This window comes from Rhizobium sp. BT04 (assembly GCF_030053135.1).
Classification (GTDB): domain Bacteria; phylum Pseudomonadota; class Alphaproteobacteria; order Rhizobiales; family Rhizobiaceae; genus Rhizobium; species Rhizobium binxianense.
In genome coordinates this window covers 4,002,847-4,025,684 of record NZ_CP125652.1, presented here as the reverse complement: position 1 = coordinate 4,025,684, position 22,838 = coordinate 4,002,847, and the positions used below count along the sequence as shown (strand labels likewise).

Sequence of the window (22,838 nt, the reverse complement as noted above, 5' to 3'; positions counted from 1 at the left end):
ATATGGATGCGAGACCGTGCTTATCTACGTGATCAGACACGGCCAGACCGCCTGGAATGCCGAGCGCCGCCTGCAGGGCCAGAAGGATATCCCGATGAATGCCACGGGCCTGGAACAAGCCCGGCAGAACGGCGTGGCACTTGCCGGGATTCTCGGCGACACAGTCGATGACTTCGATTTCGTCGCAAGCCCGCTCGGCCGCACACGCGCGACGATGGAAATCATGCGCGCCGCGATGGGCCTGCCGCCGCTTGCCTATCGCACCGATCCGCGGCTGGTCGAGATTTCCTTCGGCGACTGGGAAGGCTCGACGCTGAAGGAGCTGAAGGCGACGCAGCGCGAGCGGGTGGCGGAACGCAACGCCTCGAAATGGGATTTCATCCCGCCCGGCGACGACGCGGAAAGCTACGAAATCCTCTCCTGGCGCACCGGCTCATGGCTGCAATCGGTCGATCGCCCGACGGTCTGCGTGACCCATGGCGGCGTCATCCGCACGTTTTTCCAGACGATATCAGACCTGCCGAAGAGCAGTGCCGCGGAAGGCGCAATCCCGCAGGACCGGATCGCCAGGATCGACACCGCTGAGCGGACGATCGTCTGGCTGTAGGCATCGCCAGCCCGCTCAGTTAGGTCGGGTTGGGGATAGGAGCGAGTTGTCGGCCCAGGAGATTGCCGAGACCTGCCCTCATCCGGCTGCCGCCACCTTCTCCCCGCTCGCGGGGCGAAGGGACCATGCCGCGACCTCTCCGTCCCATCTACGTCTCGTATGGCACGTCCCCTCGCCCCGTTTTTACGGGGGTCCGAAGGACGGGTCGAGACCAGCGGCTCGACCCCGGTCAGATTAGGGTGAGGGGCAGCTGCCTCCTCCAGAGTCCTGACTACTTGACGATATCGAGATCGTTGATGACGCGTTTGCCGTCGACCTCGGTATAGAAGACGATCACCTTCACGCCGGCTTCGAGGCCGTCGAAATTGAATTCCTCAGGCGCCTGATAGGTTTTGCCGTCATCGAGCGTCAGCACGAGATTTGCTGTGTCGACCTTCTTGATCGTCGCCTCGACATCGGCGCTCTCGGCAAAACCGCTCATCGGTGAGAGGAAACTTGCTGTTGCCAAAAGCGTGGCGACGACGAAACGCATGGCGACAATCCTTTTGAAACGCTGCACGAGAGGCTGCACGGAAAAATGACTGGCCACAGATAAGCTCCTGAATATGGCGAAAATTGCCCGGAAGAATGGCTTTTCCCGCCCAATTGATGAATAGGATTTTAAATATAATCAAGATGCCGCGGTAACCCGGGTTTTCCCTTCCCGGGACTTTTCGGCATTGCCTGCGGGCAATCGTAAATTAACCCCCGCGCCCTACAGTTGCCCGGAATATGGGGGTATCATTTTGCTTTCCAGGCTGAGCGACAACAAGCAGTTACGGCGCGTGTTGAAGAATATCCGCGTCTCGTTTCTGGTTTCATCGTTCGTCGCCCTTGTCGTCATCCTGGTCGGCTTCGGCCTCGACCGGGCCAATACTGCGGCTTATGAACGCGAACTTCATATCCGCACCGAAAGCGAGGCGAACCTCATTCGCGCCCGGGTCATGGCCGAGATCAACATGGACCTCAGCATCGTCCGCGACCTGACCAACCTGATCTCCGTCAGCGCGGCGAACGGAGAGGAGATAGAGCGGCAGATCAACTGGCTGCTGATCCAGAATCCACCCTTCATCCATATCGCCGTCGCCCCCGATTTCATCGTCAGGAACGTCTACCCGCCGCAATCCGGCAATGAGCGGATCGGCCGCGATGTGCGCGAAGCGCTCTTTTCACGCCAGGCGATGACACCCGCAGCCGGCGATCAGTCGGCGCGTTTCTATGGCCCGATCAGTATCGACGGCCGGGACGCCTTTGCCATATTCTTCCCGGTTTTCGTCAAGGAGAACGGCCAGCGGCGGGTCTGGGGGGCGGTCGAGCTCGTCATCGACCAGCCGATGTTCTACGAGGCGACGGGGCTGATGCCGGCGCGCGACCGCGAGAACCGGGAACGGTATCCGCATCTCGACCATCTTTCGATCGCCATCCGCGATATCGGCTCGCCGGCGAGGGCCGCGACGACGGCACCCTTCTTCGGGTCGTCCGATATCGACGGCAAGGATCCGATGCGTCAGAAGATCGGCTTTGCCGGCGGCAAGTGGGAGCTTTCCGTCGTCCCGAACAGCGGTTGGGACGCGATACCGGAAAACCGAACCGAGCTGCGCCTGATCGTCGGTGCCGCCGGCATCATCATCATCGTCCCGATCTTCTTCGCCACGCTCCTGCTCGGCGAACGCAACCGCAACATCACCGAGTTGGAGACGCGCGAGGCGAAACTCAAGGAACTGTCGCAGCGGCTCGATCTGGCGCTGGAATCCTCGAATATCGGCATCTGGGAGCTGCAGGATCAGGATCATACGAGCAGCCTGCTCTGGGATGCGCGCGCCGCCGCCCTGCACGGCAAGCCGGCGCAGGAGACAAGCCGGGCGCTCGACGAATGGCTGGCGACGATCCTGCCCGAGGACCGAGACATAGCCGAAGTGCACTTCTTCAGCTGCAGCATCGCCGGCGCGGCCTGTACGGCGCAATACCGCATCCTGCTTGCCGATGGCGGTATTCGCCATCTCCGCTCAGTCGGCGCCTTGTATAAGGATGCCGCCGGCGTCAGCAAGACGATCGGCATCGTCTGGGACGTGACGACAGATGCGGAGACGACCGACACGCTGCGCAAGGCCAGGGACATGAGCGAGGTCAAGAATGCCGAGCTGGAGCTGGCGCTTGAAGAGCTTTCCAGCCGCGAGGCAGAGCTCGCCGAGCTGTCGAGCCGGCTCGACCTTGCGCTCGATTCCTATCAATGCGGCATTTGGGAAGCGCGGCTCGGCCGGGGCGGCTCGATCTGGAACGAGCGCATGCATGAGCTCTACGGGCTTGCCCCTCGCAACGGATTCATGACCGAGGAGATCTGGCTTGGCTGCATCCACCCCGAGGATCGGCCCTCGGCGCTCGAAAGCGCACGTTACTTCAAGAAGAACGGCGATACGCACACCCTCGTCTGCCGGGTGATGGCAAGCGACGGCCAGGTGCGCTATGTGCGCTCGGTCGGCAAGGTCCACCAGACGGGGACCGGCGAAATGAAGATCATGGGCATCGCCTTCGATGCCACCGAAGACGTGCTGATGACGATCCGGCTGAAGGCGGCCAAGGACGAGGCGGTCGCCAAGAATATCGAGCTCGAGCTTGCCAAGAACAGGATCGAACACAATTCGCTGCATGACCCGCTGACCGCACTCGCCAATCGCCGCAAGCTCGACATTGCGCTTGAAAATCTCACCCATGACGGCCGCCGGCAGCGGCAGAAATTCTCGATCCTGCACATCGACCTCGACCGCTTCAAGGAAATCAACGACACGCTCGGCCATGCCGCCGGCGACGCGATGCTGGTGCATGCCTCGAAAGTGCTCGCTAGGAACGTCCGCGGCAGCGATCTCGTTGCGCGCATCGGCGGCGATGAATTCGTCATCCTCGCGCTCGATGTCGGCGACAAGGAAATGGCGGAGCTTTCGACGCGGATCATCGAGGAGATGCGCCAGCCCATCGATTTTCAGGGTTTTTCCTGCCGCTGCGGCGTGTCGATCGGGGTGGCGCTTGCCAACGGTGCCCATGTCGATGCGCGCAAGGTGCTGATCAATGCCGATATCGCGCTTTACCGCGCCAAGAGCATGGGCCGCAACCGCTTCGAATTCTTCAATCACAATCTGCAGGCCGATATCATCAATACCAAGCGCACGGCAGACGAGATCCTTTCCGGCATCGACAATGGCGAATTCACCGCCTGGTATCAGCCGCAATTCTCGGCCCGCACGATGGAACTGACGGGCGTCGAGGCGCTGGTGCGCTGGAAGCATCCCTCCAAGGGGTTGCTCACCCCGGACAAGTTCCTGCGCATCGCCGACGAGATCAATGTCGTGCAGATGCTCGACCGCATCGTGCTGGAAACGGCGCTGCGCGACAAGATGCGCTGGACGGCGCGCGGTATTGCCGTGCCCAAGGTCTCGGTCAATGTCTCGGCGCGGCGGCTGCATGACGGCAGCCTGCTGGAATCGCTCGCCGATCTGCATATCCGTCCGGGCGAACTCTCCTTCGAACTGGTGGAATCGATCTTCCTCGACGAGAGTGAGGACGTCGTCTCGCACAATCTCGAGCGCATCAAGGCGCTCGGCATCGATATCGAGATCGACGATTTCGGCACCGGCCATACCTCGATCGTCAGCCTGCTGAAGCTGAAGCCGAAGCGGCTGAAGATCGACCGTCAGCTGGTGCAGCCGATCGTCAGTGCCACGCAGGAGCGGGCGCTGGTCAGCTCGATCATCGAAATCGCCCGCTCGCTCGGTGTCGAGACGGTGGCCGAAGGGGTGGAGACGGCAGCGCATGCCGAATTGCTGCGCGATCTCGGCTGCGATATCCTGCAGGGCTATGCCTTCTCGCGGCCGCTGTCCTTCGACGATTTCACCGCGGAAGCAACCGGAACGAGGTGGCGGCTGGCCTCATGACCGCCGCCTTCCGACGGCGGGACGCCGGAAGGCATCGTCATCCGGAAACAGCATTTCCGCACCTGCCGGTTTGACGCAAAGAAAGGCTTTTGCCTCGGCGGTTTTTTGGCCTATGAGTGTCGCGCCTTTTCAAGCAATGGCGCGGCCGGCGGCGACCGGCCTTGGCGCGCCACCGTGGGAACACATGTCGCACAATACATTCGGTCACCTCTTCCGCGTAACCACCTGGGGCGAAAGCCATGGGCCGGCGCTCGGCTGCGTCGTCGACGGCTGCCCTCCGGGGCTGCGCTTCACGCTTGCCGACCTGCAGGTCTGGCTCGACAAGCGCAAGCCCGGGCAATCCCGTTTCGTCACGCAGCGGCGCGAGGAGGATCTGGTGAAGGTACTCTCCGGCGTGATGCTGGACGCCGACGGCGAGACGATGACGACTACGGGCACGCCGATCTCCATGCTGATCGAAAACACCGACCAGCGTTCCAAGGATTACGGCGAGATCGCAAGGCAATACCGCCCCGGCCATGCCGACTATACCTATGACCTCAAATACGGCATTCGCGATTATCGCGGCGGCGGCCGCTCGTCGGCGCGCGAGACCGCCGCACGCGTTGCGGCCGGCGGCATCGCCCGTCTGGTCGTGCCTGGCGTCACCGTGCGCGGCGCGCTGGTGCAGATCGGCAAGCACAAGATCGACCGCCGCAACTGGGATTGGGACCAGGTCGGACAGAACCCGTTCTTCTCCCCCGATGCGGCGATCGTGCCGGTCTGGGAGGAATATCTCGACGGCATCCGCAAGACCGGCTCGTCGATCGGCGCCGTCATCGAAGTGATCGCCGAAGGCGTGCCGGCCGGCCTCGGTGCGCCGATCTATGCCAAGCTCGACCAGGATATCGCCTCGCTGCTGATGTCGATCAACGCCGTCAAGGGCGTGGAGATCGGCAATGGTTTTGCCGCCGCCGAAACCTCGGGCGAAGACAATGCCGACGAGATGCGCATGGGCAATGACGGCGTGCCGATCTTCCTTTCCAACAATGCCGGCGGTATTCTCGGCGGTATCTCCACCGGCCAGCCGGTGGTGGCGCGTTTCGCCGTCAAGCCGACCTCGTCGATCCTGACCGAGCGCCAGTCGATCGATGCCGACGGCAAGAATGTCGACATCCGCACCAAGGGCCGGCACGACCCCTGCGTCGGCATCCGCGCCGTGCCGATCGGCGAGGCGATGGTCGCCTGCGCCATCGCCGACCATTATCTTCGCGACCGCGGCCAGACCGGCCGTCTGAAATAGGAGCGCCCTCATGTCTTATGATCAGAAGCGCGTCGTCGACGCCATCAGGGCCTTCGAGGCCGGCGAGATCGTCGTCGTCATGGACGACAATGACCGCGAAAACGAAGGCGACCTGATCGTCGCCGCCGTCCATACGACGCCGGAGAAGATGGCCTTCATCGTGCGCCACACCTCCGGCATCGTCTGCGCGCCGATGCCGAAGGAAGAGGCCAAGCGCCTCAACCTCAACGCCATGGTGGCGGAAAACGATTCTGCCCATACGACTGCTTTCACCGTCTCGGTCGATTTCAAGCACGGCACGACCACCGGCATCTCCGCCGACGACCGGACGCTGACGGTGCGCAACCTTGCCAATCCGAATGTCGGTGCCGCCGATTTCGTCCGTCCCGGCCACATCTTTCCGCTGGTGTCCCGCGAAGGCGGCGTGCTGATGCGCTCCGGCCATACCGAAGCCGCCGTCGACCTTTGCAAGCTCGCCGGCCTGCCGCCGATCGGCGTCATCTCCGAACTCGTCAACGATGACGGCACCGTCACGCGCGGCCCGCAGGTGGTCGACTTCGCCGAGCAGCACGGGCTGAAGCTCGTCTCCGTCGCCGATCTCATCGCCTATCGCCAGCGCAAGGAAACGCTGATCGAACTCGGCACCAGCTTCGACGTCGACACGCCGTTCGGCAAGGCCAAGGCCCATACCTATTCCCTGCCCTGGGACCCGATGCAGCATCTCGCCGTCGTCTTCGGCGACATCCGCGACGGCGTCGACATCCCGGTGCGCCTGCACCCGGAAAATGTCGCCGAGGATCTCTTCGGCAAGAACAGCCCGGTCGATTTCTACATGCAGAAAATTTCCGAGGAAGGCCGCGGCGTCATCGTCTATCTGCGCGAGGGCTCGGTCGGCGTCGGCCACACCGACAATGGCCGGAAGGCCCGCAACCAGGGCCGCGAAGCCCATGCCGAAGCCCAGACGCGCGACAGCGAATGGCTGGAAATCGGCCTCGGCGCCCAGATCCTCAGGGATCTCGGCGTCAGCTCGATCAAACTGCTGACCAGCCGCGAACGCCACTATGTCGGCCTGGAAGGTTTCGGGATCAAGATCAGCAAGACAGAGATTTGCTGAACGGGCGTGAGGAATCCAGCCACGGCGCGTCCGCGCCGTGAATGACTCATTTGCTTCTACGAATAGAGTTTCCCGCACCCAAGGACTTAGGTGCGCTGGATCCCTGTGACAAGCACAGGGATGAGGGAGTGAGGGTAGTTCGACTACCCTCTCCACCCGTCGAGCAGCTCCACCTTATCCACACCCGCAAACCGCGCGATCCGATCCAGCTCCGCCTCCAGCCTCTCCAACCGTCCGGCCGACGGCTTGACGCCCGGTTCCAGCCAGAGCCGTTTGACATCGAGCGTCGATTTCTTCCGATCCGCCTTCATGTCGATGCGGCCGATCAGCCGGTCGCCTTCGAGCAGCGGGAAGACATAGTAGCCATATTCGCGCTTCGGCTCGGGCACGAAAATCTCGATGCGGTAGAAAAAGCCGAACAGGCGTTCGGTGCGGTTGCGGTCGCGGATCATCGGGTCGAAGGGGCTGAGCACGCGGATGCGCGGCGGCGCGCCGGGGTAATCGTCGAGGGTGGAGAGGAAATCGGCAAAGGCCCAGGACGGCCGCGGCTTGGCCCCGAGCGCCGGTTCGATCAGCACTTCGATCAGCTCGTCGCGATGGGCCGAGACCCAGGCCTTGGCCTCATCGGGCGAGACCAGGTTCCAGAAGGCCGATATTTCGCCATGGGTGGCAAAGCCGAGACGAGCGAGCGCGCTGCGGCAGGCCCAGTCGACGAACTCCTCGCGACTCACCTCCGGCTCGCGGAATTCGGCCGGGATGACACGTTCCGCCAGGTCATAGATCTTCTGGAAATTCGAGCGGCCGGCGATGGCGAACTTGCCGGTGTGCCAGAAATATTCGAGCGCCGTTTTGTTCGGATGCCAGTTCCACCAGCCGCCGGAGACGTGGCCGTCGGCCTTGATGTCGCGCGCCAGGATCGCGCCGTCGCGCTCAACGCGCTCATAGGTCTCCGCGAAAGCCGCCTCGAAGCCCTCGCCGCGCCATTTGCGCCAGCGTTCGGCGATCACCTTCTCCTGATGGCGGAACTTGTGTTTCCAATAGACGAAGAAGGCGCTCGGCAGAATGGAGGCGTCATGCGTCCAGTGCTCGAACAGCGCGCCGTCCTTTTCGAGGAGCGCGGTGAGATGCTCGCGCCTGTAGGTCTGGTTGCGGGAAAACAGGATCTGGTGATGCGCTCGCTCCACCGTCTGGATGCTGTCCACCTGGACGAAACCCAGCTCATGGATGAGCTGCAGCAGGCCGGCCTTGGTCAAGGCGCGGTTCGGTGGAGCGCTGAGGCCCTGCTTGGCAAGAAAGACACGGCGGGCGTCGGAATTGGAAAGCAGATTCGTCATGGCGACATCATAATCCGGAAAATCTTCCTAGCCACCCGATATCGTGATCGGATATCGACAGCGAGATTTGCGCTTTGTAGAAGCAGTGCTGTCAGGTTGGCGCCGAGCGGCTGCCCCTCACCCTAACCCTCTCCCCGTAAAAACGGGGAGAGGGGACGTGCCTTGCGAGAGGTTGGCGGGGGAACGGAGAGGTTGCGGCATAGTCCCTTCGCCCCGTTTACGGGGGTCCGAAGGACGGGTCGAGACACGTGGCTCGACCCCGGTTGGTGGCGGCAGCCGGATGAGGGGCCGGCATCGGCAATCTCCTCCGATGAAAAATGCGAGGGATTGGTTTGGATATTCGTTTCGAAGGTGCCGGGGTCAGTTTCGGGGCGCGGGTGGCGCTGCAGCCGCTGACGCTCGGCATCCGTGGGAAACGCATCGGCGTCATCGGGCTGAACGGTTCGGGCAAGACGACGTTCGCCCGGCTGATCAACGGATTGACCAAACCGTCGGTCGGCCGCGTCAGCGTCAACGGCCGCGATACGAGCGATGAAAAAGCTGCTATGGCCGATGTCGGTTTCATCTTCCAATCGCCGCAGAACCAGATCATCCTGCCGATCGTCAGGGACGACATCGCCTTCGGGCTGAAGCGGCGCGGCTTCACCAAGGCGGAGATCGAGGCGAAGGTCGAGGGCGTGCTGGCCCGTTTCGGCGCTGAGGCGCTCGCCGATCGCCGGGCGCATGAGCTTTCCGGCGGAGAGCTGCAGGTGGCCGCCCTCTGCTCGGTGCTGGCGACGGGGCCAGGCATTCTGATCCTCGACGAACCCACAAACCAGCTCGATCTCAAGAACCGGGCGCTGGTCGAGAAGATTATCGCCGGACTTGACGAAAGCGCCATCATCATCACCCATGATCTGGACCTGATTGCCGATTTTGAGCGGGTGCTGCTGTTTCATGAAGGGCGGCTTGCAGCGGATGCGCCGGCTGCCGAGGCGATCGCCCGCTACAAGGAGATCGCCGCCTGATGCAGTCGCTCTATGTCGAAGGCAATAGCGTGATGCACCGGCTTTCGCCGCGGCTGAAGCTGTTGTCGCTGACCGCCTTCGGCGTCCTCCTGTTCATCAGCGGGAATCTCGTCCTGCTTTCGATCGCGGTGCTGCTGACGGCCGTTCTCTACAGCATGGTCGGCCTGCCGCTTGCCGATGCCCTCGGGCGGCTGCGGCCGATCTTTCTGACGATTGCGATCGTGGCGCTCTTCAACCTCATCTTCAACCCCTGGCAGCAGGCGCTCGTGCCGCTGCTGCGGCTGACGGCGCTGATGCTGCTCGCCGCCACCGTGACGGCGACGACCTCGATCACCGAGTTCATCGACGAGGTGACCGCACTTGCCCGCCCGCTCGAACGCATAGGCTGGGTGCAGGCCGACGATATCGGCCTGGCGCTTGGGCTGGTGCTGCGTTTCGTACCTGAGATCGTCGGCCGTTATCAGGCGATTCGCGAGGCGCACAGGGCCCGCGGGCTGAAGGCCCGGCCAATAACGCTGCTTGCACCGCTGATCATCCTGACGCTCAGGGATGCGGATAATATTGCCGCGGCGATTGACGCGCGCGGCATTCGGCGGCATGTGAGTTAACGACCTATAAACATGGAATTCATGATGAGCACTCGCGATCTCGTTCTTACCGCCCTCTTTGCCGCGATCATCGTGGCGCTCGGCCTGCTGCCGCCGATTTACCTCGGCTTCATTCCGGTGCCGATCACCGCGCAATCGCTCGGTGTCATGATGGCCGGCGTCGTGCTCGGCGCGCGGCGCGGCGCGATTGCCGTGCTGATCGTGCTGGTGCTGGTCGCCATCGGTCTTCCGGTGCTTTCCGGCGGCCGCGGCGGGCTTGCCGTCTTCGCGTCGCCGACGGCGGGCTTCCTGATCGGCTGGATCTTTGCCGCCTTCGTCACTGGCTATCTCAGCGAGCGGCTGATCAACGATCGGCAATCCGGCCTGGTGCAGACGGTGAGCTTCTTCCTCACCGCCATGGCCGGCGGCATCGTCGTGCTCTACGCCTTCGGCATCACCTATCTCGCCACCGTCGCCGGCCTGGGCTTCACGAAAGCCTTCGTCGGCTCGATGGCCTTCATTCCCGGCGACGTGATCAAGGCCTTCGTCGCAGCCCTGCTCGGGCGCGCCGTCATGGTCGGCTATCCCCTGCTGCCGATGCGCGCGTAGAGCATCAAGCCCGATCCTATCAAGTAAACGCCCCGATGGCCGCCGAAGGCGGCCATCGGGAATTTGCCCGGCCTGATGACCTTGCTCAATGCGGAGCCATGGTCGTTGAGCGATGGGGCGCCTCCTGAGGATACTGTGCCGAGAAGCGGCACCCCGATCAGCCCCAGGCGCGCCCCTGATCCCCGGATGCAATTCATGGCGCAGGCACGTGGCCGGCCTTCACTTGTCCGCAACTAGTTCTATATCATCACGAGTTCTCATGCGAGTGCAGTCCCACCATCTGCACGGTGCTGCTTTAACCCGCAAACCGAACTCGATTGCTTAGCAGCGTCATCTCAATATCAGGTTCAAGACCAAGAGGGCTGCCGAATTTCGAAGGTCAGAAGAGCAAAAATGACCTGGCGGACGCCAAGTCGCAACGGCCTTTACACGGGAAAGCCAGTCGCTCCGCGGGGCATTCGCATGGAGGCGATATAGACGTGAACGTGGCAGCAAAACCGTTAATTGTCGGAATCGGAGCTTCCGCTGGTGGCCTCGAAGCGTTCAAGGCTTTCTTCAGCCACATGCCGTCCGACAGTGGTATGGCGTTCGTGCTGGTCCAACACCTTGCTCCAGACCATAGGAGCATGCTGTCCGAGCTTCTCGGAAAAACAACGTCAATGCTGGTCACGGAAGCCGTAGACGGAATGACGGTTATCGCCAATCAGGTGTTCGTCATTCCGCCGAATGCTACGCTGACAATTGAAAGCGGCGTCTTGCGTCTAGAAGTGCCTGCACCTCCTCGTGAGCATCGCAGACCGATCGACACTTTCTTTTCCGCACTCGCTGACGACCAGGGCGAAAATGCAGTCTGCATCGTACTTGCTGGTACCGGAAGCGATGGTGCCCTGGGGCTGAGCGCGGTCAAAGAAAATGGCGGCCTTACCATGGCTCAAGCCGAGTTCGATCACTCCGCGAAGGGCGGTATGCCCCATAGCGCCGTCGCGACTGGATTCGTTGACGAGGTGTTGCGCGCTGAAGAAATGCCGGCGCGTCTCAAGTCCCATTTTCTGCACTTGCAGCATGTCGCGTCGCAAAAACACGCGGACGGAACCCGGCTGGATGCGACCGAGCATCTGCCAACGATCGCGAAGCTTCTGAGGGCCAAAGTCGGCCACGATTTCAGCAACTACAAAGAAAGAACTTTTACACGAAGAATTCAGCGCCGGATGCAGGTCCTTCAGGTCGACTCGGTCTCCGTCTACACCGCCCGCCTCAAGGATGAACCTCACGAACTGGACCTGCTTTTTCGTGAACTTCTTATCGGCGTTACGCAATTCTTCCGCGATCCGCAGTATTTTGAGTCATTACAGAATCTCGCCATCACCAAGATTCTGGACGGCAAGGCGGCCAATGACACGATCCGCGTGTGGGTGCCTGCTTCCGCCAGCGGCGAGGAAGCCTATTCCATCGCGATCCTCCTGAAAGAGGCAATTGACAGACGGGGCCTGCCGCTGAAGGTGCAGGTATTTGCCACCGACATTGATGAACGGGCGGTGACCTTTGGGAGAGCGGCCCGCTATTCCAATACCACCGGCCTTTCGCTCGAGCGACTCGGGCGCTGGTTTTCCGAAGACGGTGGCGAATTCTGCCCGATCAAGGAAATCCGCGACATGTGCATTTTTTCGGTGCAGAGCGTCGTCAAAGACCCACCGTTTTCGAAACTCGATTTGGTCTCCTGCCGCAACCTGCTGATTTACATGGACGCCGCATTGCAAGATCGCGTGCTCAAGACCTTTCATTATGCTCTGAAATCAGGTGGGCTCCTGTTCCTCGGGCCGTCCGAGGGCGTGACGCGGCAATCAAATTACTTTTCCAGTCTCGATAAAAAACATCGCATCTTCCAGCGCCGTGACGTGAATGCTGTAATCCCCGATCTTCGAAGGAGTGGAGCGGCGGTCGTCACGAATGCAACGCTCGATGACGCCCGAGTGAATTACACCGGAGAAGATCGCATCGCCAGAAAAGCCCGCCATGCGATGGAGAAATACTCACCCGCCTATCTGGTTGTCGAAGGAAACGGTGACATAGTGCAATTCTCGGGTGGCGAAGCGGGCCGCTATCTCGAGCCATCCTCCGGTACCGCTAGCCTCAATCTTTTCGTTATCCTCCGAAAATCTCTTCGGCCGATTGTCCGTGCTGCCCTGAGGACAGCCATAGCAACGAAGGGGCCGGTGATTCAGGACGGCATTGGGCTGAGGATCGATGGCCGCAATCAGACCGTCACGGTCATCGTTGAGCCGATTCCAGCTACCGAACCTGGAATTTGCCTCGTTGTATTTCGTGACACCGGGCCGAGCGGGCATGCCACCACCGTCCCGGATGAGAGTTCCGATGATGACATCAGAGCCGTCGAACATGAGTTGCGAACGGTAAAGACGCAACTCCTGTCGACCATCGACGAATTGGAGGCGGCAAACGAGGAGTTGAAATCGGCGACCGAGGAGTATCAGTCGGTCAATGAAGAGCTTCAGTCATCGAATGAAGAGCTGGAGACGGCAAAGGAGGAAATGCAGTCGGTCAACGAGGAACTGCAGACGATCAACGCGGAGATGGCGGCCAAGAACGAAGCGCTTGCACGCGTGAATAGCGACATCAAGAATCTTCTCGACAGCACCGAGATTGCAACGCTGTTTTTGGACAATGAGTTACGCATCAAATCCTTTACACCGCGAATGACCGGAATCTTTCATTTGCGGGACGAGGACAGAGGGCGGCCGATCACGGATATCGTTACGCTGTTGGATTATCACGACCTGAGGCGCGATGTGATGGAGGTGGTGAGCGAACGCTCGATACTGGAACGCGAGGTTCATCTTACCTGCGAAAGCACGACTTTCATCTTGCGCATTCGCCCCTATAGGACAGTCGAGAATACAATTGATGGCGTCGTGTTGACGTTCGTGGATATCAGCGGCCGCAAGGAAACGGAACGCCATACCGCTCTCATCATGAACGAACTCGACCACCGCGTGAAAAATATTCTGGCGGTCGTTTCGTCTGTCGTTCGGCAGACTTTGAAATCCAGTGAAACACCGGCTGCCTTCGCGGCCAGCGTTGAAGGGCGTATAACCGCAATCGCCAACGCTCATAGCCTGTTGACCGTAGAGGGGGGGCGTAGCGAAGCATTCTTGCGAGACCTCGTCAGGCGCGAGCTTTCCCCTTACGACGAACGCGGAATGAATATTAACGTGGGGGGCCCCGAGGTTACGCTTACCCCAAGAGCGGGGCTGACATTGGCGTTGGCCATTCACGAACTTGCCAGCAACGCGTCCAAATACGGGGCACTTTCCGTCGATTCCGGTCATCTCTCGGCTACATGGAGTGTTGACGGGAATGCGACCCATCCGAAACTGATCTTCGTCTGGGCGGAAACAGGTGGTCCGAGCGTAGGCCTGCCCACGCGGAGCGGGTTTGGCACCAAGTTGATCGACCGCACGGTGAGCCATGATCTGGATGGCGAAGTGAAGCGGGAGTTTCTACCCTCCGGTGTGCATTGTACCATCGAAATTCCTCTGACCAGTGAAATCGGTCACCTCGCCCTCAACCGGGACGGCCAGAGGGTCGGAAAATGAACTCTGAAACAATCAGCTTCCGGCTCCTCGTCGTCGAAGACGAACTGTTGATCGCGATCGAACTGGAAGACGTTCTCAGGGCGCTTGGATGCACGGTCATCGGACCCGTTGCCAAGCTTGTCGATGCGATTGAACTCGCCAGCACCGAGAGCCTGGACGCAGCGATCTTGGATGTGACCATTCGTGGAGGACAGGTCTTCCCCGTTGCCGAAATACTGCTGGAACGCGACATTCCTTTCGTTTTCGCCAGCGGCTATGGTGATTGGGCCTTGCCCGAAAACATGCGCGACAGGCCACGCCTGACGAAGCCGTTTACGACCGTCGAACTAGAAGAACAGATTAAGCTGCTCTGCGCCCAAGCGATGAAGCGAAAAATGCGTTGACGCGAGGAAGGCTCGCGCACCACCCAGCCTCTACGCGCCCGTCCGAGATGAATGACCTCGATGCCGCGCTGCGGCAGGACGCGACCATCGAAGCCGTTGCCTGGATGATCTTTCCCGTTCCAAAACAGGCGGAACACGCTGCGAAAGCAGGGAAGAGGACGAGATGACCGTCATCGATCGAAATCATGTTCAAGTCCGGGGTGATGGCCAGCGTGCGATGATCTTTTCGCATGGATTCGGGTGCGACCAGAATATGTGGCGCTTCGTGGCGCCGGCTTTTGAGGGCGACTTCAAGACGGTGCTGTTCGATCACGTTGGCGCAGGACGATCCGATCTTGCGGCTTATGATGCCGGAAAATACTCTTCCTTGTCGGGTTATGCGGATGACCTGGTGGAAATTTGCCGTGCGCTCGCCCTGAGGCAAACGGTCTTCGTCGGGCACTCCGTCAGCGCGATGATTGGCGTCATCGCGTCGCTGGAGGCACCGGAACTGTTTGAAAGCCTGATCCTTGTCGGGCCGTCGCCGCGCTATATCAACGACGGTGATTATATCGGCGGCTTCAGCGCGGCTGAGATAGACGAACTGCTGAAATCGTTGGACGACAATCACTTGGGGTGGTCTGCCGCCATGGCGCCCGCCATCATGGGCAACCCCGATCGACCGGAACTTAGCGAAGAGCTGACAAATAGTTTCTGCCGCACCGATCCTGAGATCGCCAAGGCGTTTGCACGGGTGACCTTCACCTCAGACAATCGCAGCGACCTTCCGCAGGTCACCGCCAGAACGCTGGTCCTTCAATGCCGCGATGATATCATCGCCTCCGAAGAGGTCGGCGAATTCGTCCATCAGCAGGTCCCAAACAGTCAATTGGTCGTGCTGAACGCGAGTGGCCACTGCCCTAACCTCAGCGCTCCAGACGAGGTCATCTCTGCAATCCGGTGGTTCGTCTGATGAGCGGTCCCGACACGCAGATCTCCATGCCGGCGGAAGACCTTGAGGACTTGTACGAAAACGCGCCATGCGGCTATCTTTCGCTGCAGCCGGACGGGCGCATCGTCAAGGTGAACAGAACGCTGTCGACCTGGATCGGCATTCCTGCCGATCAGCTCCTCGGCAAACGGCTTCATGACCTGCTCAACATGCCGGGCCGTATATTCTACGAAACCCATTTTGCGCCTTTGCTGCGCATGCAAGGGTTTTTCAATGAGGTTGCCCTCGATCTCGTGACGGCGGACGGCAGAAAACTGCCTGTGCTCGCCAATGCCATGGAAAGACGCTCAGAAGACGGTGCCTTGCTTTTCACCCGTGTGACGATGTTCCAGGCTGCCGAGCGTCGCCGTTATGAACGGGAGTTGGTCGACGCGCGCGCAGCGGCGGATGCTGCCGGCGCCATCGTCAAATCCCAGCTCGACTTCGAACAGCAAACCGCCGAGTTGCGGGAGCAGTTCATCGCCATCCTTGGCCATGACCTGCGCAACCCGCTTGCCTCGATTGCCGCTGCAGCGCGTATGCTGCGAAAGGAAGAGCAGACCGATCGTTCGATGAAAGTTCTCGATTTGATGCAGGGCAGCGTCGTTCGCATGTCTGGCCTGATCGACAACGTCCTCGACTTCGCGCGCGCACGATTGGGTGGCGGCATCGAGCTCGACAGGCGAGCGGAGCAGCTCGAGCCGCTCCTGCGGCAGGTCATCGACGAACTCCGCTATAGTCACCTCGACCGCAGGATTGAGGTGAGCATCGAATTAGACGGCCCTATAAATTGCGACAGCAGCCGGATTGGCCAGTTGGTGTCTAATCTCTTGGGAAATGCTCTGACCCATGGGACGCCGGACGAACCGGTGCGGCTATCTGCGGCAACCGTCGACGGAAGACTGGAGCTTTGGATCGCCAACGGCGGCGCGCCGATTTCCAGCGATGCGATGACACGGCTTTTTCAGCCTTTCTTCAAAGGCGAAGCCGGCACGAGTCAGAGAGGGTTGGGGCTGGGTCTGCACATCGCGTCGGAAATCGCCCGCGCCCATGGCGGGACGATCACGGTCAGTTCCGATGACGACGAGACGCGCTTCACCTTTGTGATGCCGTTGGATTGATCCGTTGAAGATGGCTATGCGGACCTGGCGGTGGCACCGTCTCGAACAACATCTGCCCCTCACCCTACTCTCTCTCCGTAAACGGGTAGAGGGGACGTGCCACGCGACAGGCGGTGGGAAACGGAGAGGTTGCGGCATACCCCTTCGCCCCGCCTGCGGGGAGAAGGTGCCGGCAGGCGGATGAGGGACAGAAGCCACGGGTTTTCACGCTACGATAGGACTCGGCCGGCCGCCGTCACATCATCCAAAACTCGCCGCACCTAAACCCGAGACTCTTTCGTCTGAAAACCAGCAATTCGTTGCCCAAGCCTGTCGAAGACCAATCGCAAGACGCTGCGGATGGGAGGCTCTCCCCATTTGCACACAGCCAGCGACATTGCACAGACGATCGCAACGGCCAAAGCCAGCGCCAACAGCGGTGTCATCCCCAGATCGGTCAGCCAGTCGAGAAGTTGGACGCCGATCGCGAAATGCAAGAGATAGAGCGGGTAGGTCATCGAGCCGAGGGTTTTGACCGATTGAAGGAAGGCAGTCGGCAGACGACTGATCTGCTTGGCATAGGTCACGCCTGCGACGATGAAGATCAGCCCCGCCACCCAGATTGCGACTGCGGGAAACGGCGAGAAGGAATGACCAGCTGCGGCAAGAGTGCGCTCGCTGGTATTTTCGCCTGCCATGTATATCTGAGCCGCCCCCGTCACCAGCGCGCAGATCAAACCCACCCAGGAAATTCGGCTCATCCGGCCTTGAGACAAAAGCCAGATGTAGATGCCAATCGCAAATTGGCAGCCGTAGTAAAACGGGATCGCCCGCCACGCGGTCTCGGTGAATATGGCCAGAATGTCTGAATCAGGAAAGGCGTTTAACAGAGCGATAAAAACCGTGCTGGCCAGCGACAGGCCGAGCGCCAGGGCAGGCATCCTCGCCTTCTGACCCATCGCACACATGATGAAGACAAGCGCGTAGAAACAGATCTCACAGGCCAAGGTCCAATATTGGCCATCGATCCATGGCCCGCCAGGGTAGAGGGTGATCGACCGCAGATAGTTCTTGATGATGCGTCTGTTAACATCTTGAGTTGCAATGACAATCAGCGTCAGTGACGCACAAATCCATACTGCTGGATAGAGCCGCAGAATTCGCCCCTTGAGAAACGACATCGCAGTGGCGGCAGCGGCAGAGTTGACGATAACGAGCCCTGATATGACGAAGAACAATTCGACGCCCACCCATCCGGGCTGGGCAACATTCTCAATCAGGGGCATTTTGTAGGGTCTTAGATATAAGGGCGAAGCCCAGGAAGCAAATCCAAGATGAAACATCGTTACCATCAACGCACACACAAATCTTAGTGCGTCGATGCCGTAAATATACGGGCTGCCGGCTTCAGATTTTACCATAGCGATTTTCCCCCAAAACCTAGTCCACTACTACCTGGACTTGGATATTGGCGCAAGATACTCGCAGTTGGCGTAGGATTTATGAGTGTGGATCAGCTAGTCCATTTGCCCGTCAGATAGCTTCGGCAACCCTGTCTACGTTCCGGTCTATTGTCGTCACGGCCCGGCCCGAAATCCGGGTAACAAAAAACCGCCTTGAGGCGGTCGGGCATTCTATCGATTTCAGTTTGATTTAGTCTCCTCCTCCGCCATCTCCGCCACCGCCATCACAGCCGCCGTCGCCTGAGGCGTCGAACCAGCCTCCACCTCCATCGCCTGAGCCTCCCGAATTGCCCCACCTGCGCTTGGTGTTTGCGGTGGTCTGGGTGGTGGCGCCTCTTTCTGCCCTTGCGATCAGCGCAAAGATCAGTGCGAAGCCTCCAACGAGCGCGGTAACCACAAGAAATGTCTCCAATCAGTATCCTTTCGTTGTTTCAGGAAATCTCGTTTCCTGACTAAAATAGTAGATTATTTTCCCGCTCCCGGAAATAGGCTGAATATGAAACTTTCATGACACTCTGGATCACGTCAAAACTCTGCGCTGCCTAAGTTGCAGCGCAGAGGATCTCGGGCTGATTCCCCTTCAAGCCGCCGCTCTTTGCGGAAAGAGGACGGCTTGCGGAGCGGCTTTGACCCCACCCACGATCAAGGTGTCTCGATAGAGGCGCGGAGACGGTATTCCCAGCCTGGAATGCAGCTTTGCGGCCGACCCCGGCAGGAACGGCAGGAGGCAGCGGGCGATGATTGCAAGGCCGAAGACCTGTTCGGCCAGGCAAGCGCCGAGATGCGCGGCGGTCGCCTTCCGATCCTCCGGCGTGAGATCGCCAAGCAGCGCTTTTGCATCCGCCCATGGTGCGCGTTGTGTAAACCGCCTGTTCGCCGCGCCGACAAACTCGAAAATATCCGCGAGGCCGACATGGAGTTCGTAGGCATCGAAGGCCTGGGCCACCTTCTCCGGAAGGCGGGCGGCAACCTCGACGAACTCATTGTCTGGCACCGGCGGAACGATGCCGTTGAACGAGGTAGACAGAAGGGCAAGCACCCGGTTGGCGAGATTTCCGAGCTGCCCTGCCAACTCTCCCGACCAGGCGGCTTCCAGACGGTCGTCTGAGAAATCGCCATCGTCACCCGAGCGTATATGCCGGAGCAGGTAATATCGCAGTGCATCCGGTGTTTCGTAGGATTGGATGATGCCTTCCGGATCGATGCCGTTGCCGGCCGACTTGCCGATCTTCCTGCCGTCCACCGTGACGTAGCCGTGCACCAGGATCGACGATGGCGGCGGCAGGCCTGCGGACAGCAGGATGGCCGGCCAGTAGATGGCGTGGAACTTGGAGATGCCCTTGCCGACGACGTGGATGCGTTGGCCGCCGTTCCAATAGTGCTGCGAGAGGGTTGGATCGGACCCGTGGCTGAGACCGGTGAGGTAGTTCGCCAAGGCATCGAACCAGACGTAGACGACCTCATCTCCATCGGGGACGGGCACGCCCCAGCCACGCGCCCGCTCCGAACTGCGCGACACGCTGATGTCGCTCAGGCCACGCCGCAGCAGGGCAAGGACCTCGTTGCGACGATGGGCTGGAACGATCCGAAGCTCGCCGGTCTCGACGAGCTCAAGCAGCCGGTCGCCGTATCGCGAGAGCTGGAAGAACCAGTTCTCCTCACGGATGGTCTCGAGGGCAATGCCGTGTTCCGAGCAGCGCCCGTCATCGAGTTCCGACGGCTCGTAAAATTGCTCGCAACCGACGCAATAGAGGCCCTCATAGGCCTTGCGATAGAGGTCGCCATTGCCAGCGCAGGCCCCCCACAAAGCGTGAACGCAGGCAATATGCCTCGGATCGCGCGAGGTGCGGACGAATTCCTCGTTGGAGATATCGAGCAGGCCGCCAAGGCGCTCGAACCGGTCGGCGTTGGCATTGACGAAGTCCCTCACCTGTTGTCCCGCGGCTTCTGCCGACCTGACATTCTTCAGGCTGTTATCGTCGGTTCCGCACTGGAACCTGATATCGTGGCCGAGAAGGCGGAAATGGCGGGCATAGGCATCGGCCTGGACGAGTTCGAGAGCGAAGCCCACATGCGGAGCGGCATTCACATAGGGTATCGAGGTGGTGATGTAGATCTTGTTCATCGGCGTTTCCTTTCGAAGGCTGTTATTGCCCGCGAGACGGATCGACCCATGAAAAGACCGCCTCGAGGGCGGTCGCTGGTGCATTCTGGACCCACGAAACCCGCCACGCTATGAGCGCGGCATCATCATCACGAAAGTGCTGATCACGGTGTTGTCCATGCAATTTACCTAGCATCAACTGCCGTTTCGAACAAGCGCGCGCTTTGACCGGGCATGATGCTTCCGCTTTGTCACGGAGCCGTTGCGGACAAAACGGGGGCCGCGGGAGTCAAACCAATGAAGCGACTCTGGTACAGTCCCTGGGGTGAACAATGTGATACCACCAGACTCGAATTTAGGGGCGAATTCTATGAATGTGATCGATCACGGCAATAGTGCCTGCGAGGCGTGGCGCGTTGGCGTTGAAACCCGGATGCACATTTCAGCCTGCAACGGCGCAACGGCGCTTTGCATATTCGAACAATGGGTAGCGCCCAAAGTCGGAGCACCAACGCATTGGCATTCTGCGGAGGAAGTCCTTACCGTGATCGCAGGGAAAACCGAGATGTGGATCGATGAGGATCATATGATCCTAACCAGCGGCCAATCGCTTATTGTCCCAGCGCATCGGAAACATGGCTTCCGAAACGTTGGCTCGGCGATCCTTCATATACATGCTGTTCTCGCGTCAGCAAGTTTCGAGGCAACGTTTGAAGGCTCCTCTGAACCTGTCCGGCGCTGGCTCCCATCATCAGAGTAGTTGCTGCAAAAATCCTAGGCAGGCATCAACACCGGAATCGATCTTTGGTATTACGCACATTTTGAAAACGAAAGGGCATCCCAGCCGCTACACAACACCCTAATCCAAGAACCGATACAGCCAGTCGCGCGTTTCCTCCGGCAACGAGGCCGGCGACTGGTCTTCGGGCGCGTGGGCCTGCCAGATGATTTCCACCTCGGCGGCGCGCTCGTCGCCCGTCTCGACCGCAATGAGGAAGCCGATGGAGCGGACGCCGATCTTGTCGACGGTGGCGGTGAAGGTTACCGGCTCGTCATAGTGCAGCGGACGGTGGAGCATGCAGGAAACCTTGCTGGGGCTATAGACCGGTTCGTCATCGACATCGGGCCGCGACGACCAGAAGGTTGCAAGCACGGATTCGGCATAAGAAATATAGGAGGCCAGAAACATCCGGCCGTTCATATCGACATCGCGAAACGGCACGCGCATGTCCGTCACATCAGGACGCTTCGACTGACTCATCAACGCAACTGCCTTACAAAATTCCCCATGGACGACAATACTGCATAATTCCTTGGATCGAAACCGATTTAAAGACAAAATTATGCAACAGTTCAAAGTGTTACAGCGTCCCCGAAGTAAACGGCACAAAGACACAATGATGCAGCGGATGGTCGGACGGCGCGACAAGCGTGCTTGTTGAAATCGTCGGGCAATGCCCCATCTGCTGTGGCACATGACATAAGCGACCGATAGAGTGTCTCCATGAGCACCCGTCTTTATCAACATCCGATCTTCCTGGAACACGTGACGCCCGCCGGCCATCCGGAGCGATCGGACAGGATCCGCGCCATCAACGTCGCGCTGGAACATCCGAATTTCGAGCGGCTGGAGCGCCGGCAGGCGCCGCAGGCGAGCGAGGATGCGGTGCTGCTGGCCCATCCCGAAGAGCATCTCATCGCCGTCATGCGGGAGATCCCTGAGGAAGACGGTGAGATCAACCAGATCGAAGCCGATACCTATGCCAGCAGTAAAAGCCTGCAGGCGGCGCTGACCGGCATCGGCGGGGCGATGGCGGCGGTGGACGACGTCTTTACCGGCCGGGCCGACAATGTCTTCGTCGCCGCCCGCCCGCCGGGACACCATGCCGAGAAGATGACGGCGATGGGCTTCTGCTTCTTCAACAATGCCGCAATCGCCGCCCGCCATGCGCAGAAGATCCATGGCGCCGAGCGCATCGCCATCGTCGACTGGGACGTGCACCACGGCAACGGCACCCAGGATATCTTCTGGGACGATGCCTCGGTGCTGTTCTGCTCGACGCACCAGATGCCGCTCTATCCCGGCAGCGGCGCCAAGGACGAGAAGGGCACCCACAACACCATCGTCAATGCGCCGCTGTCGCCGAATGTCGGCAGCGACCATTTCCGCGAGGCGTTCAAATCGCGGGTGCTGCCGGCGCTTGACGATTTCCGGCCGGATCTGATCATCATCTCCGCCGGCTTCGACGCGCATCACCGCGATCCCTTGGCGCAGATCAATCTGACCGGTGAGGATTTCGACTGGGCGACCGGGCGTGTGCTCGAACTCGCGGACCGGCACGCCAAGAACCGGGTCGTCAGCCTGCTCGAAGGCGGTTATGATCTCGAGGGACTCGCCGAATCGGCGGGCATGCATATTCTGCGAATGATGAAGGGTTGAGAATGACTGACAGCGCCAAGCCGGAGGTATCCGGCCTTTCCTTCGAAAAGGCGGTTGCCGAACTCGAAAGCATCGTCGCCCGTCTGGAACGCGGCGATGTGGCGCTCGATGAATCGATCGAGATCTATGAGCGCGGCGAAGCGCTGAAAAAACATTGCGAGACGCTGCTTTCCGCCGCCGAAAACCGCATCGAGAAGATCCGGCTCGACCGCGCCGGCAAGCCGCAGGGCGTTGAGCCGCTGGACGGCGCCTGAGGCGT

20 protein-coding genes are annotated in these 22,838 nt (G+C 60.3%); 14 read left to right on the top strand and 6 right to left on the bottom strand.

Going from position 1 to position 22,838, the window contains the following annotated elements; translation table 11 throughout:
- The first annotated feature begins 16 nt into the window (after positions 1 to 16).
- Positions 17 to 607 (top strand): histidine phosphatase family protein, encoded by a 591-nt coding sequence (locus QMO82_RS27840; protein WP_183605927.1) that lies wholly within the window; start codon positions 17 to 19, stop codon positions 605 to 607.
- 271 nt (positions 608 to 878) lie between these two features.
- Here the strand turns inward: QMO82_RS27840 and QMO82_RS27835 are convergent, their stop codons facing one another.
- Positions 879 to 1,139, bottom strand: coding sequence for a DUF1344 domain-containing protein (locus QMO82_RS27835; protein WP_003569889.1), 261 nt, complete (start codon positions 1,137 to 1,139; stop codon positions 879 to 881).
- Positions 1,140 to 1,392: 253 nt separating this feature from the next.
- Here QMO82_RS27835 and QMO82_RS27830 point away from each other — a divergent pair, with 253 nt between their 5' ends.
- The 3 genes from QMO82_RS27830 (at position 1,393) to ribB (ending at position 6,968) form a co-directional block, all read left to right on the top strand.
- Entirely contained in the window at positions 1,393 to 4,572 is a 3,180-nt protein-coding gene (locus QMO82_RS27830; RefSeq protein ID WP_183605926.1) for an EAL domain-containing protein, read from the top strand.
- Between the two features lie 184 nt (positions 4,573 to 4,756).
- Entirely contained in the window at positions 4,757 to 5,854 is a 1,098-nt protein-coding gene (gene aroC / locus QMO82_RS27825; protein ID WP_183605925.1) for a chorismate synthase, read from the top strand.
- Positions 5,855 to 5,864: 10 nt separating this feature from the next.
- A complete protein-coding gene (ribB, locus tag QMO82_RS27820) occupies positions 5,865 to 6,968 on the top strand; it encodes a 3,4-dihydroxy-2-butanone-4-phosphate synthase (RefSeq protein ID WP_183605924.1) in 1,104 nt (367 codons plus the stop codon).
- A 143-nt stretch (positions 6,969 to 7,111) separates the two neighbouring features.
- Here ribB and QMO82_RS27815 read toward each other — a convergent pair whose 3' ends face one another.
- On the bottom strand, positions 7,112 to 8,302 hold the full coding sequence (locus QMO82_RS27815; protein WP_183605923.1) for a winged helix-turn-helix domain-containing protein: 1,191 nt from the start codon (positions 8,300 to 8,302) through the stop codon (positions 7,112 to 7,114).
- A 332-nt stretch (positions 8,303 to 8,634) separates the two neighbouring features.
- Between QMO82_RS27815 and QMO82_RS27810 the strand changes: the two genes are divergently transcribed.
- The 7 genes from QMO82_RS27810 (at position 8,635) to QMO82_RS27780 (ending at position 16,593) form a co-directional block, all read left to right on the top strand.
- Positions 8,635 to 9,309, top strand: coding sequence for an energy-coupling factor ABC transporter ATP-binding protein (locus tag QMO82_RS27810; RefSeq protein ID WP_183605922.1), 675 nt, complete (start codon positions 8,635 to 8,637; stop codon positions 9,307 to 9,309).
- Positions 9,309 to 9,917 carry an energy-coupling factor transporter transmembrane protein EcfT gene (locus tag QMO82_RS27805; RefSeq protein WP_183605921.1) on the top strand — a complete coding sequence of 203 codons (609 nt, stop codon included), beginning with the start codon at positions 9,309 to 9,311 and terminating at the stop codon, positions 9,915 to 9,917. Before QMO82_RS27810 ends, QMO82_RS27805 begins: the two co-directional genes overlap by 1 nt.
- 24 nt (positions 9,918 to 9,941) lie before the next feature.
- Complete coding sequence (locus QMO82_RS27800) at positions 9,942 to 10,505, top strand: biotin transporter BioY (RefSeq protein WP_183605920.1); 564 nt, start codon at positions 9,942 to 9,944, stop codon at positions 10,503 to 10,505.
- A gap of 479 nt (positions 10,506 to 10,984) precedes the next feature.
- Positions 10,985 to 14,119, top strand: a complete 3,135-nt coding sequence (locus QMO82_RS27795; protein WP_183605919.1) for a chemotaxis protein CheB — start codon at positions 10,985 to 10,987, stop codon at positions 14,117 to 14,119.
- 47 nt (positions 14,120 to 14,166) lie between these two features.
- Complete coding sequence (locus QMO82_RS27790; RefSeq protein ID WP_246718181.1) at positions 14,167 to 14,502, top strand: response regulator; 336 nt, start codon at positions 14,167 to 14,169, stop codon at positions 14,500 to 14,502.
- Between the two features lie 163 nt (positions 14,503 to 14,665).
- Positions 14,666 to 15,454, top strand: a complete 789-nt coding sequence (locus tag QMO82_RS27785) for an alpha/beta fold hydrolase (RefSeq protein WP_183605917.1) — start codon at positions 14,666 to 14,668, stop codon at positions 15,452 to 15,454.
- On the top strand, positions 15,454 to 16,593 hold the full coding sequence (locus QMO82_RS27780) for a PAS domain-containing sensor histidine kinase (protein WP_183605916.1): 1,140 nt from the start codon (positions 15,454 to 15,456) through the stop codon (positions 16,591 to 16,593). The genes QMO82_RS27785 and QMO82_RS27780 overlap by 1 nt, the downstream gene beginning before the upstream one ends.
- Positions 16,594 to 16,853: 260 nt before the next feature.
- Here the strand turns inward: QMO82_RS27780 and QMO82_RS27775 are convergent, their stop codons facing one another.
- The 3 genes from QMO82_RS27775 to QMO82_RS27765 form a co-directional block, all read right to left on the bottom strand.
- A complete protein-coding gene (locus QMO82_RS27775) occupies positions 16,854 to 17,993 on the bottom strand; it encodes an acyltransferase (protein WP_183605915.1) in 1,140 nt (379 codons plus the stop codon).
- Positions 17,994 to 18,225: 232 nt separating this feature from the next.
- Positions 18,226 to 18,447, bottom strand: coding sequence for a hypothetical protein (locus tag QMO82_RS27770; protein WP_183605914.1), 222 nt, complete (start codon positions 18,445 to 18,447; stop codon positions 18,226 to 18,228).
- 168 nt (positions 18,448 to 18,615) lie between these two features.
- Positions 18,616 to 20,160 carry a methionine--tRNA ligase gene (locus tag QMO82_RS27765; RefSeq protein WP_183605913.1) on the bottom strand — a complete coding sequence of 515 codons (1,545 nt, stop codon included), beginning with the start codon at positions 20,158 to 20,160 and terminating at the stop codon, positions 18,616 to 18,618.
- Positions 20,161 to 20,509: 349 nt separating this feature from the next.
- On the opposite strand from QMO82_RS27765, the gene QMO82_RS27760 reads away from it, so the two are divergent.
- Positions 20,510 to 20,899: a cupin domain-containing protein gene (locus QMO82_RS27760; protein WP_312865055.1), complete on the top strand. Its 390-nt coding sequence runs from the start codon at positions 20,510 to 20,512 to the stop codon at positions 20,897 to 20,899.
- 99 nt (positions 20,900 to 20,998) lie between these two features.
- Here QMO82_RS27760 and QMO82_RS27755 read toward each other — a convergent pair whose 3' ends face one another.
- Entirely contained in the window at positions 20,999 to 21,400 is a 402-nt protein-coding gene (locus tag QMO82_RS27755) for a thioesterase family protein (protein WP_097619390.1), read from the bottom strand.
- Positions 21,401 to 21,643: 243 nt separating this feature from the next.
- On the opposite strand from QMO82_RS27755, the gene QMO82_RS27750 reads away from it, so the two are divergent.
- Entirely contained in the window at positions 21,644 to 22,579 is a 936-nt protein-coding gene (locus tag QMO82_RS27750) for a histone deacetylase family protein (RefSeq protein WP_183605912.1), read from the top strand.
- A 2-nt stretch (positions 22,580 to 22,581) separates the two neighbouring features.
- Complete coding sequence (locus tag QMO82_RS27745; protein ID WP_003545921.1) at positions 22,582 to 22,833, top strand: exodeoxyribonuclease VII small subunit; 252 nt, start codon at positions 22,582 to 22,584, stop codon at positions 22,831 to 22,833.
- Positions 22,834 to 22,838: the final 5 nt, after the last annotated feature.

Excerpts from the sequence above, each read along its gene's own strand:
- QMO82_RS27835 (WP_003569889.1), bottom strand. The coding sequence starts at position 1,139 with ATGCGTTTCGTCGTCGCCACGCTTTTGGCAACAGCAAGTTTCCTCTCA.
- aroC (WP_183605925.1), top strand. The coding sequence starts at position 4,757 with ATGTCGCACAATACATTCGGTCACCTCTTCCGCGTAACCACCTGGGGC.
- ribB (WP_183605924.1), top strand. The coding sequence starts at position 5,865 with ATGTCTTATGATCAGAAGCGCGTCGTCGACGCCATCAGGGCCTTCGAG.
- QMO82_RS27815 (WP_183605923.1), bottom strand. The coding sequence starts at position 8,302 with ATGACGAATCTGCTTTCCAATTCCGACGCCCGCCGTGTCTTTCTTGCC.
- QMO82_RS27805 (WP_183605921.1), top strand. The coding sequence starts at position 9,309 with ATGCAGTCGCTCTATGTCGAAGGCAATAGCGTGATGCACCGGCTTTCG.
- QMO82_RS27800 (WP_183605920.1), top strand. The coding sequence starts at position 9,942 with ATGAGCACTCGCGATCTCGTTCTTACCGCCCTCTTTGCCGCGATCATC.
- QMO82_RS27785 (WP_183605917.1), top strand. The coding sequence starts at position 14,666 with ATGACCGTCATCGATCGAAATCATGTTCAAGTCCGGGGTGATGGCCAG.
- QMO82_RS27780 (WP_183605916.1), top strand. The coding sequence starts at position 15,454 with ATGAGCGGTCCCGACACGCAGATCTCCATGCCGGCGGAAGACCTTGAG.
- QMO82_RS27775 (WP_183605915.1), bottom strand. The coding sequence starts at position 17,993 with ATGGTAAAATCTGAAGCCGGCAGCCCGTATATTTACGGCATCGACGCA.
- QMO82_RS27765 (WP_183605913.1), bottom strand. The coding sequence starts at position 20,160 with ATGAACAAGATCTACATCACCACCTCGATACCCTATGTGAATGCCGCT.
- QMO82_RS27760 (WP_312865055.1), top strand. The coding sequence starts at position 20,510 with ATGAATGTGATCGATCACGGCAATAGTGCCTGCGAGGCGTGGCGCGTT.
- QMO82_RS27755 (WP_097619390.1), bottom strand. The coding sequence starts at position 21,400 with ATGAGTCAGTCGAAGCGTCCTGATGTGACGGACATGCGCGTGCCGTTT.
- QMO82_RS27750 (WP_183605912.1), top strand. The coding sequence starts at position 21,644 with ATGAGCACCCGTCTTTATCAACATCCGATCTTCCTGGAACACGTGACG.
- QMO82_RS27745 (WP_003545921.1), top strand. The coding sequence starts at position 22,582 with ATGACTGACAGCGCCAAGCCGGAGGTATCCGGCCTTTCCTTCGAAAAG.